This window comes from Acinetobacter sp. FB, from assembly GCF_056033405.1.
Genome location: NZ_CM148502.1, coordinates 1,974,099 through 1,986,464 on the forward strand (window position 1 = coordinate 1,974,099; position 12,366 = coordinate 1,986,464).

General features: G+C 37.0%; 13 protein-coding genes and 1 tRNA gene. 9 read left to right on the forward strand and 5 right to left on the reverse strand.

What is annotated here, in order from left to right; genetic code table 11:
* Positions 1–25 precede the first annotated feature (25 nt).
* Together AC0JIQ_RS09265 and AC0JIQ_RS09270 are read right to left on the reverse strand one after the other, a co-directional pair.
* Complete coding sequence (locus tag AC0JIQ_RS09265) at positions 26–259, reverse strand: transposase (protein WP_346512086.1); 234 nt, start codon at positions 257–259, stop codon at positions 26–28.
* Between the two features lie 188 nt (positions 260–447).
* Positions 448–524: transfer RNA gene (locus AC0JIQ_RS09270), tRNA-Met, on the reverse strand.
* Between the two features lie 320 nt (positions 525–844).
* On the opposite strand from AC0JIQ_RS09270, the gene ruvC reads away from it, so the two are divergent.
* Entirely contained in the window at positions 845–1,390 is a 546-nt protein-coding gene (gene ruvC / locus AC0JIQ_RS09275; protein WP_005159580.1) for a crossover junction endodeoxyribonuclease RuvC, read from the forward strand.
* Between the two features lie 71 nt (positions 1,391–1,461).
* Positions 1,462–1,857, forward strand: a complete 396-nt coding sequence (locus tag AC0JIQ_RS09280) for a hypothetical protein (RefSeq protein ID WP_346512087.1) — start codon at positions 1,462–1,464, stop codon at positions 1,855–1,857.
* Here AC0JIQ_RS09280 and AC0JIQ_RS09285 read toward each other — a convergent pair whose 3' ends face one another.
* Complete coding sequence (locus AC0JIQ_RS09285; protein WP_346512088.1) at positions 1,858–3,369, reverse strand: NAD(P)H-hydrate dehydratase; 1,512 nt, start codon at positions 3,367–3,369, stop codon at positions 1,858–1,860.
* 22 nt (positions 3,370–3,391) lie between these two features.
* Between AC0JIQ_RS09285 and queG the strand changes: the two genes are divergently transcribed.
* Together queG and bioB are read left to right on the forward strand one after the other, a co-directional pair.
* Positions 3,392–4,507 (forward strand): tRNA epoxyqueuosine(34) reductase QueG, encoded by a 1,116-nt coding sequence (queG, locus tag AC0JIQ_RS09290; protein WP_346512103.1) that lies wholly within the window; start codon positions 3,392–3,394, stop codon positions 4,505–4,507.
* An 87-nt stretch (positions 4,508–4,594) separates the two neighbouring features.
* Positions 4,595–5,584, forward strand: a complete 990-nt coding sequence (gene bioB, locus AC0JIQ_RS09295; protein WP_474201456.1) for a biotin synthase BioB — start codon at positions 4,595–4,597, stop codon at positions 5,582–5,584.
* Positions 5,585–5,628: 44 nt separating this feature from the next.
* On the opposite strand, the gene AC0JIQ_RS09300 is transcribed toward bioB, so the two are convergent.
* On the reverse strand, positions 5,629–5,841 hold the full coding sequence (locus tag AC0JIQ_RS09300; RefSeq protein WP_474201457.1) for a hypothetical protein: 213 nt from the start codon (positions 5,839–5,841) through the stop codon (positions 5,629–5,631).
* A gap of 131 nt (positions 5,842–5,972) precedes the next feature.
* Entirely contained in the window at positions 5,973–6,320 is a 348-nt protein-coding gene (locus tag AC0JIQ_RS09305; RefSeq protein WP_474201458.1) for a hypothetical protein, read from the reverse strand.
* A gap of 464 nt (positions 6,321–6,784) precedes the next feature.
* Between AC0JIQ_RS09305 and AC0JIQ_RS09310 the strand changes: the two genes are divergently transcribed.
* The 5 genes from AC0JIQ_RS09310 to AC0JIQ_RS09330 all read left to right on the forward strand — a co-directional run bounded on the left by AC0JIQ_RS09310 (position 6,785) and on the right by AC0JIQ_RS09330 (position 12,325).
* Positions 6,785–7,318 carry a fimbrial protein gene (locus tag AC0JIQ_RS09310; protein ID WP_005215828.1) on the forward strand — a complete coding sequence of 178 codons (534 nt, stop codon included), beginning with the start codon at positions 6,785–6,787 and terminating at the stop codon, positions 7,316–7,318.
* 85 nt (positions 7,319–7,403) lie between these two features.
* Entirely contained in the window at positions 7,404–8,138 is a 735-nt protein-coding gene (locus AC0JIQ_RS09315; protein WP_005215826.1) for a fimbrial biogenesis chaperone, read from the forward strand.
* Positions 8,139–8,202: 64 nt separating this feature from the next.
* Complete coding sequence (locus AC0JIQ_RS09320; RefSeq protein WP_474201459.1) at positions 8,203–10,758, forward strand: fimbria/pilus outer membrane usher protein; 2,556 nt, start codon at positions 8,203–8,205, stop codon at positions 10,756–10,758.
* Positions 10,755–11,771: a fimbrial protein gene (locus AC0JIQ_RS09325; RefSeq protein WP_474201460.1), complete on the forward strand. Its 1,017-nt coding sequence runs from the start codon at positions 10,755–10,757 to the stop codon at positions 11,769–11,771. The genes AC0JIQ_RS09320 and AC0JIQ_RS09325 overlap by 4 nt, the downstream gene beginning before the upstream one ends.
* A gap of 260 nt (positions 11,772–12,031) precedes the next feature.
* The gene (locus AC0JIQ_RS09330; protein WP_474201461.1) at positions 12,032–12,325 is read left to right on the forward strand and encodes a type 1 fimbrial protein; all 294 of its coding nucleotides are present in this window, start codon (positions 12,032–12,034) and stop codon (positions 12,323–12,325) included.
* The last annotated feature ends 41 nt before the right edge of the window (positions 12,326–12,366 follow it).

Genomic DNA, 12,366 nt, shown 5'->3' on the forward strand with positions numbered 1-12,366 from the left:
TAGATACTTCAAGTGCGTAAATTATCTATATTAATCGATAAAGCTGATTAACATCGGTATAGAAGCTTTTCCCATCTAGATTAAAATCGACTTCTCGACCCGACTCTAGCTGGACTTTCTTTCCAACCTCTACCCATTTGAAACCATCCAACGTATTTTGTTGACGTTTCATCGGGATAATTTGCACACAAATTTCATTGCCATTGCTGGCTTTGGCTACACGCCATTCATTAATAATTTTCAACACAAAATCACTCATTTATGAGCTCAAGTGATCGATTTGGATTTACTATAACGCTAGATATATGGAGAGAGGTAAACTACAATTCTAGAATCTAATAATTTTTAGCTTTCTTTAGGGTTATTTCAGCTAACTTAATTGCTGTCTAATCTTTCAGATAACAACAATTCAATAATCACAGAGCTAATATTCAATTAACTTTAAAGTGGTAGCGGGAGCTGGATTTGAACCAACGACCTTCGGGTTATGAGCCCGACGAGCTACCAGACTGCTCCATCCCGCATCAACATCTTGATCAACATGTTTGATCAATGAGATGCTTTATACGCCCATCTCCCCCACAATGCAAATTTTTTTTAGAAAAATCACATAATTTACTGCGTAACGCTCAAATTAAATACAAATTGATTAAAAACAAATCAAAATAAGCCTTATTAGTTGATCTGTTCAAAAGAGACCGAATTTTGGAATATGTACTCAATAAAACTAACTCTGTTTAATAAATCCACTATTTTCTTATAATTCAAAATCCTACAAAAATATTATGCATCGAAAAGCCTGCTATGTAACAATATCAACAATCTTTTATTTTTATAGTTCGACATGTCATTAATTATTGGTATTGATCCTGGTTCACGCTTAACAGGTTATGGAATTATCGAAAAAGATGGCAATAAACTACGTTTTGTCGATGCAGGAACCATTCGCACCGAAACTCAAGCAATGCCTGAACGACTAAAACGTATTTTTGCAGGTGTTGAACGTATTGTTAAATTTCACGGGCCTACTGAAGCTGCCGTTGAACAAGTTTTCATGGCACAGAACCCTGATTCTGCGTTAAAACTTGGACAAGCTCGTGGTGCGGCAATTGCGGCGTTGGTCAATTTAGACCTACAAGTCGCGGAATATACTGCTCGTCAAATCAAACAGTCAGTGGTAGGTTACGGCGCTGCTGAAAAAGAGCAAGTACAAATGATGGTAATGCGTTTATTGAACCTAAGCATTCAACCACAGGCTGATGCAGCCGATGCGTTAGCTGCTGCAATCTGTCATGCCCATGCTTCAGGCAGTATGAGCAAAATGGCGGTGTTAAATGCGCTCGGTGGTATGGCTCGTGGACGGAGTCGCTCAAGTAGTAGAAGGCGTTAAATAATTGAAAAATTAGATTAAATTATCTAAAGGCATGCAACACAAATAATATAAGAGAACATTTAAATAGTATGATTATGCAAATATTATTCAACAAAATAGCTGAGCCATATTTTAATTTGAGAGATAAATTAGAGAATTTAGCTAAAGGATATGGTTTTATTCCAACCTCATATTATGCTGACCCTAAAAAAGAAATTGCGCACAAAGTACTTCCTATATTGAGATCATATCAAAAGTTGGTTTTCAAAGGAAAAAATATGTCACTACCAACTTGGGTGGTTAGTAAAGGAAATAGTGATAATTTTACTGATACTCAACTCAATCAAATTTGGTTGGATTATTTAAATAAAATGATTCTCTCCTACGAATTGGTTCTAGCTGGTGCTCACTCAATAGAAGATGAAATCAAAATTGATGAAGGTTTAGTCTTGTTTTCAACCTATTACCAACATTTATGGGATTAATTATTTTCGAATGAATGTTGAGTATTGCATATTCACCACATTATAAATCACTTTCCCCATGTCATGTGCTTGTAAACCACGCATTCCATGTTCAGCAAGTAAATCCCCTGCATGTGCATGTAAGCTTACAATTTCATGCAATGCGACTTGCTCATGAAATTGTGCTTTTAAACTGGCAATCATACCTGCAAGCACATCCCCCATTCCTCCTGTACCCATTCCTGCATTGCCTTGGGTACAGATAAATAATTCAGCTTCTAAGACCAAGCTACCTGCCCCTTTAAGCACCCATTGCCCTGCATATTTTTGTTGTAAATTATGAATCGCAACAATACGATCTTGCTCAATATCACTTGCTGAACAACCCAATAAAGTTGCTGCTTCACCAGAATGTGGGGTTGCGTAAACATGAGTATTTAATTGTTGTGGATGTTTTGCCAAAAACCACAACCCATCCGCATCTAATACCACTTCTAAATGTGAATTTTGATTGAGTAAATTGAACCACTCTAGATAAACCTGCTCTGCCCACTCATCTCGCCCTAAGCCCATACCAAAACACACGGCATCAACTTGCTTTAACAACTGCTGAATTGTCCCTTGATCTAAAACATTAATATCTCGAACCATAATATTTGGTGAACGGCTCAAAATAGCTTGATGATGCTTGGCATGACAGACCACACTGACTTTTCCTGCTCCAGCATGAAACGCTGCTTCAGCAGACATAATCACCGCTCCGCCCATATCCGCATGACCACCAACGACAAGCACATGCCCATAACTTCCTTTATGTCCAAAAGCTTGGCGTTTCGGTAATACAATTTTTTCAGGTGATAGATATGCAAGTGGTTTTAATTCTGCATCAATTGGGATCAAGCTAACCAAATGCAGCTTTCCCACATATTCCTTGCCTTGCCCAGTAAACAGCCCTGCCTTATAACCTAAAATTGTAAAGGTCTGATCGGCTTGTATTACACATGGCAAAGCTTGACCTGTATTGGCATGTAGTCCACTCGGAATATCGATAGCAATCTTTAAACCAATCTGTGAGTTAAATAACTGGATGATCGACTGCCATTTTTGATCCAACATTCGATTGAGACCTATGCCAAACAGAGTATCAATATGACAATCAAAAGTTGGAATTTCTTGGTGATTCGCATTTTCCGACAATAAATAATCGATACTTTGAATATCAACTCGATTTAACAGTGCATATTGTACAGCTTGTTTTAAATCTAAAGATTGACCGAGTTCAGCTGCATAAACCGTGATGTAAAATCCATGTTGCTTTAGAAAAGCAGCGATATAGTAACCGTCACCTGCGTTATTACCTTGTCCACACCAAATTGCGATCTTTTGAATTTTATTTTTATTAAATGGTTCAATTAACTGTTGTGAGATTGTCCAAGCGGCTTGTTGCATCAGTCCTAAAGATGAATTTTGCTGCGCAAACCAACGCTGCTCCCATGCTTGAATGCTTTGGCTATGGTAAACTGAACGTTGCATGTTATCCCCTAATTATTGGTTTATGGCTTCAACCACATCCTCTGGAAAATCACTTGATAAAATTGAGCTTCAGCAGCTTGATCCTCAAGAACTTAAAAAATGGATAAAAACTCAAGCTTTAGACTTGGGCTTTTCTGATTGTGTCATTGCCAAACCTGATGCTCAAGATCAAATGCCACGTTTTAAAGAATATTTAAAACGGGGTTACCATGCTGATATGCACTATTTGCAAGAGAATTTAGAAAAACGTGCTGATCCAACATTGCTTGTGCCTGGGACTAAAAGCATTATTTGTGTGCGGATGAACTATCTTGTGGCATCACCTAAGCCCCGTTATGTACCATTTGAACCAAATTCAGCCATTATTGCACGCTACGCGCGTGGACGTGACTATCATAAAGTCATGCGAGGACGACTTAAAACTTTAGCCACTCGTATTAAAGAAAAAGTAGGCGATTTCGAGTCACGCCCGTTTGCGGACTCAGCACCTATTTTTGAAAAATCACTTGCTGAAAGTGCAGGTATGGGTTGGACAGGAAAACATACCTTACTGATTCATAAAAAATCAGGTTCTTTCTTCGTTTTGGGTGAGCTATTTACTTCGCTTGACCTCCCATTTGATCAACCCGCAACAGCCCATTGTGGCTCATGTACTGCTTGCATCGACATTTGCCCAACACAAGCCATTGTTGAGCCTTATATGTTGGATGCAAGGAAATGTATTGCTTACTTAACTATTGAATATAAAGGAATAATTCCTGAAGAGTTACGTTCAGGTATAGGTAATCGTATTTTTGGTTGTGATGATTGTCAGTTGATTTGTCCGTGGAATGGCTTTGCTAAAACTGCGTCAATTCCAGACTTTGACCCAAGACATAGTTTAGATGACATTAGCTTGTTAGAGATCTGGCAATGGGATGAAGCGACTTTTCTTGCTAAAACAGAAGGTAGTCCAATTCGCCGCACAGGCTATCAATCCTTTAAACGGAATATTGCAATCGGCTTAGGAAATGCTCCATACTCGGCTGAAATCGTGAGCCAATTGCAAGAAGCAAAAGTTCTACACGATGAGATTGTCAATGTACATATTGAGTGGGCAATTCAACAACAATTGCAGCGAATAAACGTACCTGAATAGAAAAATGATGTTTTTTGCCCTTTGGCTTTGGCACGATTTCTGTATGATTAATCTCAATGTTTGTAATCAATCATCATGGATATAACAATGACTTTACGTAATGACTGGACTCGTGATGAAATCCAAGCTTTATATGATCAACCTTTTCTAGACTTAGTATTCAAAGCACAAAATGTTCATCGTGAGCATTTTCAGCCAAATACCATTCAAGTCAGCACACTGCTTTCAATCAAAACAGGTAAATGCCCAGAAGATTGTAAGTATTGTTCTCAATCTGCACATTACGACTCAAAACTAGAAGCAGAAAAGCGTATTGCAGTAGATAAAGTCATTCGTGAAGCTCAAACAGCAAAAGATTCTGGTTCTTCACGTTTCTGTATGGGCGCTGCTTGGCGTAATCCACACGAACGAGATATGCCCTATGTATTAGAAATGGTTCGTGAAGTAAAAGCACTTGGTTTAGAAACTTGTATGACTTTAGGTATGCTGAATCAGTCACAAGCTGAACGCTTAAAAGATGCAGGTTTAGATTATTACAACCATAACCTTGATACCTCTCGTGAATACTATTCACATATTATTAGTACGCGTACTTTTGATGATCGTTTAGATACATTAGATCATGTGCGTCAAGCGGGTATGAAAGTATGTAGTGGTGGTATCGTTGGCTTAGGTGAAAGTCGTAATGACCGTATTGGTTTATTACAAGAACTTGCAACTATGCCTGTACATCCTGAATCAGTGCCAATCAATATGCTTGTACCGATTGAAGGTACACCGCTTGCTGAAGTTGAAAAGTTAGATGTGACCGAATGGATTCGTACTATTGCTGTTGCTCGCATTATTATGCCTCATAGTTATATTCGATTATCGGCAGGACGCGAATCACTCAGTGATTCAGATCAAGCGCTTGCATTCATGGCAGGTGCAAACTCGCTTTTCTCTGGTGATAAGTTATTAACTACGCCTAATGCTGGAGAAGGTAAAGATCAAATCCTATTTGCTAAATTAGGTTTAACAGCAGAAAAACCGAAACCAACTGTTGCTGAACTATCCGTAGATGCTATGAGTGCATAAATAAAAAAAGCCTTGTTATTTGACAAGGCTTTTTTTCGATCATATTAAATTGATGTCACTAAAATGCCGTATCTGGCATTTAAAAACATTCCTACACGAATGATATCCACACCTGCTGCATGTGTGACTGACAACTCTTGAGTATGTACATCAAAATGGAAAGAATCAAAAATATCCTGATGCTGCATCAACCATAGAATGGTATCCGTTATACATTCATCGACTTTATAAGTTTCTGACTTAAAATCTTTATCCATACTATTCAAATATCTTTGCTTGATCTATTTATCATAAACAATCAATAGCTTTTATGCAGCTTGTAAAAAAAACACTTAGCCAAAGGAGATTAATAGCTAAGTGTATAAAAGAGGAAATGATAATAGATTAATTAAGCTGCCAAAGGACTCACAATAATTTGACCTGCCTTTAAGCTTTCAATTGCTTTAGGATTAAATTCGAGTGTTAATACATGATTATCCAAATGCAAATGATAGCTACGAATCAGTGGCTGTGAACCTTCGTCAGTTTCAAGTACATATTCATCAGCAATATTTAAAATACCTTCTAAATTCGTAGTGCTCGATGCACGATCATGACTAAACAAATCGTAAATTGTATGTAAGTTAAAACTTGTTTGCTGTTCAAAAGGATGCGCTTTTAGATAACTTTCCAAGAAGAGAACAAACTTATGAGCAAAGAAATAGTAGTTTGGTTTATGTGTATAAAGCATATTCATGAGTAGCTCCTTTCGATGTATTTTTCATCTAATCATGACTAAAAAACTAAGGATTCAACCTTAAAAAATTCTTAAAGAAAGTTTGGCGTTTTTGTTAAGAATGTAATTCTAGTGCTCATTTTTCATTCGTTATTTTGAAGCTGTAATAAAAAATTAATATAAAAAAACGGCTATTTTGAATAAAAAATAAACAAATAATGCATTATTACTTACAAAATAAGACATTAAATTTCACGTAATTTATCTAAAATTCACAAAACAAAAATCGTTTTAAAAAAGAACTATAAAATAAACAATGAGTTATTTTTTCTAAATTTTTAGCATCAAGCAAAAACACAAAAATGTGACACAGTTTGCATTTTTTAATTTAAATGATATATTTCGCACATTACTTATTCAGCGCAATAATTAACTGAAAAAGTAATCTAATTCAAACTTTAAGCTGATGTATTAGAGAAATTATTATGAAAAAACTTGCTTTGATCGCTACTCTTTCAGTTGTAGGTATTGCTAACGCTCAAGCCGCTGATGGTACTATCACTATTAATGGTTTAGTTACTGACCAAACTTGTAAAATTGTCACTCCCGCGGGCAAAGATTTTACTGTTACTCTTCCAACAGTTTCTAAACAAACATTAGCTGCTACAGGTGATGTTGCTGGCCGTACCCCTTTCCAAATCAAACTTGACCAATGTTCAAAAGGTAAAGTTGCAACTTATTTTGAACCAGGTGCAACTGTTGACTTCTCTACAGGTCGTTTAAATAACCAAGCTGTTGGTGGTGCAAATAACGTTAAAGTTCAATTGTTAGGTAGCAACAACCAATTTATTCCTGTACTTGCAACAGGTTCAAATGGTGCTCAAGCGAACTCTCAATGGGTTGACGTTGTAGACAATGGTAGCGCTGACTTGAACTACTATGCTGAATACTATGCAACTGGCGCTTCTACTGCTGGTAAAGTAAGTACTTCAGTTCAGTACACAATCATTTATCAATAATTTATTGATAATCTCTGCGAATTTCTAAAATTTAGAAATTCGCAGTTTGTTATAAAAATATATTGCGGTAATAGAGTAAGTATAAATGACATTGAACAGTTACAATATTTTGCTTGGTTTAGCAATATCTTCCGTTTTTGCTGTAAGCACAGCTCAAGCAGAAATTATCTTACATGGTACTCGCGTTGTGTATCCGTCTGACGCTCGTGAAGTGACTTTGCAAGTAAGTAACAATGGTTCAAAACCATCGCTTGTTCAAGCATGGATTGATGATGGTGACCCTAAAAGTACACCAGACCAATCTAAAGTTCCATTTATGATTACCCCACCTATCTCTCGTGTCGATCCAACTAAGAGTCAATCTCTTCGTATCGCAGCTCTTCCAAGCGCAACACAATTAGATCAGAAAAAAGAAACGGTATATTGGTTAAATGTATTAGATATTCCACCAAGACCAACAGCAAATAGCAAAGAAGCGGTTCCAGATAATTTTTTGCAACTTGCAATCCGTTCACGTATTAAATTTTTCTACCGACCTGCTGGTATTAAAGAAGACGCTAATTTAGCTGCTGAAAAACTGCAATGGATTAGAAATGGTCAGACCTTAACGGTCAAAAATCCAACCCCATTTCACGTTACGATGACTGCCGTATATCAACTTAATGGTACTCAGCCAGTTGATCTCTTACCTAAAGGCTTAATGCTATCGCCTTTTAGCGAAGATAAAGTGCAGTTAAAAACTGCAAATACTGAAAAACTAAGCTTTATTAGTATTAATGACTATGGCGGTCGTATTGAGCACCAAATTAAGCTTCAATAACAAAGATATTTACTTACCAAGCGATACATTATTGAGTACCTATCGTTGAATAGGCGAAAGAATTATGTCAAATAAGAAAGCTTCTGCTAAGTTCCTTAAACGTCGTATTTGTTATTACCTTACTTCTGGGATAATTACAATTACGATGCCTATGGCTGTTTACTCAGCAGAACAAACAAAAGAACAAGCACCAATGGAAGCAGAATTTGACTCTGTTTTCTTAATGGGTGATGCTCAAAAAGTTGATATTTCACGTTTTAAATATGGTAATCCAGTCCTACCAGGTGAATATAGCGTTGATGTTTATATCAATGGAAACTGGTTTGGTAAAAAACGGATGGTTTTTCGCTCTACTGAACAAAATCAAAATGCTTACACATGTTTTACCGCCAATTCATTACTTGAATATGGTGTAAAACAAGAAGTTTTGATCAATCGTACCGAAACGACAGCTCCAAATGCGTGTTATAAAATCGAAGAATGGGTAGAAAATGCTTATTACGATTTTGATACCTCACGCCTACGAATTGATGTTTCTATTCCACAAATCGCATTACAAAAAAATGCGCAGGGTTATGTCGATCCGAGTGTCTGGGATCGAGGTATTAATGCTGGCTTTTTGTCGTATAACGGAAGTGCTTATAAAACATTTAACAAATCTTCCGGTCAACAAGAAACGACGAATGCTTTTATTGGTCTAACAACCGGCGCCAACATCGGTGGTTGGCAATTTAGACATAACGGTCAATGGCAGTGGCAAGATAACAAAGAATCAGAAAAAAAAGGCTCAAATTACGAAGCTGTCAGTAGCTATGCCCAACGTGCTTTTCCAAATTATCGTGGCGTTCTCACTTTAGGTGATAGTTTTACTAACGGCGAAATTTTTGATTCTTTTGGGTATCGTGGTGTCGATTTTTCTAGTGATGATCGGATGCTGCCAAACAGTATGATTGGTTATGCGCCTCAGATCCGTGGTAATGCAAAAACTAACGCAAAAGTTGAGATTCGACAACAAGGTCAATTGATTTATCAAACCACTGTAGCTCCTGGCCGTTTTGAAATTAATGATTTATATCCAACTGGATTTGGCGGCGAACTCGAAGTTTCGGTTATTGAATCAAACGGTGAAATTCAAAAATTCGCTGTGCCTTATGCCTCAGTTGTTCAAATGCTACGTCCCGGTTTAAGCCGTTACTCACTCACAGCGGGTGAATTTCGCGACCGAGATATAGATTTAACGCCGTGGGTAACGCAAGGTAAATATCAGCGAGGTGTTAATAACTACCTAACAGCATATACTGGTTTCCAATTAGCAGAAGATTATGGATCTGCACTCATTGGAGCCGCTTTTGCTACACCAATAGGTGCAATTTCTCTAGACGTAACACACTCACAAGCAGATTTCAAAAAACAAGAGTCTCAATCTGGTCAGAGTTTTCGCTTAAGTTACAGTAAATTAATTGCTCCAACGGATACGAATTTAACACTTGCAGCATATCGCTACTCTACAGAAAACTATTACAACCTTCGTGATGCAATTTTAATTCGTGACCTTGAAGAAAAAGGCGAAAATACTTATGCCGTTGGTAAACAACGTAGTGAGTTCCAAATTACGCTGAACCAAGGACTACCTGAAGGTTGGGGTAATGTCTATGTTGTTGGTTCATGGATTGATTATTGGAATCGCAGCGAATCAACCAAGCAGTACCAAATTGGTTATAGTAATAATTATCAGGGTATTACTTACGGTATTTCAGCAGTTAATCGTCAAATAGAATATGGCTCAAATCGTAGTGACCAAGATACTGAATATTTAGCGACAATCTCCTTCCCGCTAAGCTTCAAGAAAAACTCTGCGAACGTGAATACCACCATTGCAGATAATAATCGTACTGTGGGTGTAAGTGGCGTGGTAGGTGATCGTTTCAGCTACGGTGCGAGTATGTCTCACCAAGATCGTAATGATCCTAGCTTTAACGTCAATAGTCGTTATAGAACTAATTTTGCAACAGTCGGCGGATCTTATAGTTATGCAGAAGACTATCAACAAGCAATGTTAAGTCTAAGCGGTAGTATTGTTGCACATTCTCAAGGCGTCTTATTTGGACCAGATCAAGGGCAAACCATGGTTCTAGTTTATGCACCAGACGCTGCAGGTGCAAAAGTCGGTAATACCGTTGGTTTAAGTATTAATAAAGCGGGTTATGCTGTTATTCCTTATATTACGCCATATCGTTTAAATGACATTACCCTTGACCCTCAAAACATGTCTACAAATGTTGAACTAGAGGAAACTAGCCAACGTATTGCTCCTTTTGCAGGTGCAATTGCAAAAGTTGATTTTTCAACAAAAACTGGTTATGCAATCTATATCCAAAGCAAACAGGCAAATGGAGAAAGTTTACCTTTTGCTGCTCAAGTCTATAACAAAGACAAAGAAGCTGTGGGCATGGTTGCACAAGGAAGCCTAATTTATGTTCGAACAAAATTACCTCAAGATACGCTTTACGTTAACTGGGGTGATGAAGCGTCTGAGCAATGTCAGGTGAGCTATGATGTTCGTTCTCAACTAGATAAAGATCAACAAAATATGATCATGACTGAGGCAATTTGTAAATGAAGAAAATTCTAATTACTGGTGCTTTATTTACGGCAGGTTTTGGTTTTAATACGGCGACCAATGCATTTTGTACACTCAGCTCAGGCTTCAGTACAGTTGATATTTCTATGGCTGTAGGTCGCGTGGTTGTCCGCCCAAGTGATCCTGTTGGGACTATTTTGCGTAAAGCAACGTTTCCAATCAATCCCAATGGCTCAACACTAAGATGTAATTCAAGTGCTGATCGAATTTACGCAGATTTATCTCAAAGTTATCCAATCAGTCCTTTAGGCGATAGTATTTATTCAACCAATATTGCAGGAATTGGTATTCGACTATATCGCGAAGCCGAAAATGCAACCAATTTCTCTGGATATTATCCCTACTCGCGCAGTCTTTCATCAGGAACGGTTTACAATTTAGCACAAGGCTACTTTGTTGTTGAGATTGTTAAAACAGCATCACAAACTGGATCTGGTGCCCTTGTTCCGGGTAGATATAGTACCTATTACGTGACTGGACAAAACAGTCGTCCATTGTTAACCAGTACTGTTTATGGTAACGCCATTACTATTGCTTCTTCTTCATGTGAGCTACAAGGTAACATCAATAAAACAGTTCAACTTCCAACAGTAATGAAATCTGGTTTTAAAGGGGTTGGTTCGACTCAAGGTGAACAAGCATTTGATTTGAATATCTTATGTAATGGTGGTATCAACCCAACAGGTTACGAAGAAAAAACTCAGGTTAGTTTAAGCTTCGATTACACCCAAGATGGCAGTAATAACCAAGTTTTAACCAATACCGCACCGATTGCAACGAAAGCGAATGGTGTTGGGGTTCAATTGATCTCAAATTACCAAAACATCAATAAGGTGATTGCTCGTGGCGACAAACTTGCACTGGGTACGGTTAAATCAAATGAAGTGATTCAATACAATGTTCCATTAGCTGCTCGTTACTATCAAACTGCAACAACTGTCACTGCTGGAACTGTACGGGCGATGGCAACGGTTACCATTCAGTACGATTAAAACTTTAATTCCCAATTTACCCAACCCCAAATCTAGTCATAGCCTTGGGGTTTTTATTTATTTGAAATAAATCACACAAAATAAAAAAATATTGATACTGTATATATAATTAAAAACACGCCAAGATTATCATTACCCAAGAAAAATTAAACATACATCACATTTTAAATAAATATTTTTATCATAATTAATTTCAATATTGCCTTAATAATAAATTTCATGTTAATTAACAATAAATACATTATATATAGGAAATATTCATGTATAAAAATATTTATAAAATTCTATTGGGTTCATCATTAATTGCATTTACTTCGATGGCTTATTCAGCAAATACCATTCAAATCAGTGGAAGTATTGTTGAAGATACATGCTCTTTAAATCAAACCAACCAAGACTGTGAAATAGCCAACATTTCAAGCAAAAAAAATGAAGAAATAGTGAGTTTAATCCAAAACTTAAAGAATAAATCACAGAAAAACTATACAACTGAGATTAGTATTGAACAATTACCTGACCAAAAAAGTACAGTTATAACTGCTAACTATTACTAAAAATAAATATCGGAATAAAAATAAAATGTGATCCAATTTGC

Coding starts and splice junctions, on each gene's coding strand:
- AC0JIQ_RS09265 (WP_346512086.1), bottom strand. CDS start 259: ATGAGTGATTTTGTGTTGAAAATTATTAATGAATGGCGTGTAGCCAAA.
- AC0JIQ_RS09310 (WP_005215828.1), top strand. CDS start 6,785: ATGAAAAAACTTGCTTTGATCGCTACTCTTTCAGTTGTAGGTATTGCT.
- queG (WP_346512103.1), top strand. CDS start 3,392: ATGGCTTCAACCACATCCTCTGGAAAATCACTTGATAAAATTGAGCTT.
- AC0JIQ_RS09300 (WP_474201457.1), bottom strand. CDS start 5,841: ATGGATAAAGATTTTAAGTCAGAAACTTATAAAGTCGATGAATGTATA.
- AC0JIQ_RS09325 (WP_474201460.1), top strand. CDS start 10,755: ATGAAGAAAATTCTAATTACTGGTGCTTTATTTACGGCAGGTTTTGGT.
- ruvC (WP_005159580.1), top strand. CDS start 845: ATGTCATTAATTATTGGTATTGATCCTGGTTCACGCTTAACAGGTTAT.
- AC0JIQ_RS09315 (WP_005215826.1), top strand. CDS start 7,404: ATGACATTGAACAGTTACAATATTTTGCTTGGTTTAGCAATATCTTCC.
- AC0JIQ_RS09305 (WP_474201458.1), bottom strand. CDS start 6,320: ATGAATATGCTTTATACACATAAACCAAACTACTATTTCTTTGCTCAT.
- bioB (WP_474201456.1), top strand. CDS start 4,595: ATGACTTTACGTAATGACTGGACTCGTGATGAAATCCAAGCTTTATAT.
- AC0JIQ_RS09330 (WP_474201461.1), top strand. CDS start 12,032: ATGTATAAAAATATTTATAAAATTCTATTGGGTTCATCATTAATTGCA.
- AC0JIQ_RS09320 (WP_474201459.1), top strand. CDS start 8,203: ATGTCAAATAAGAAAGCTTCTGCTAAGTTCCTTAAACGTCGTATTTGT.
- AC0JIQ_RS09280 (WP_346512087.1), top strand. CDS start 1,462: ATGATTATGCAAATATTATTCAACAAAATAGCTGAGCCATATTTTAAT.
- AC0JIQ_RS09285 (WP_346512088.1), bottom strand. CDS start 3,369: ATGCAACGTTCAGTTTACCATAGCCAAAGCATTCAAGCATGGGAGCAG.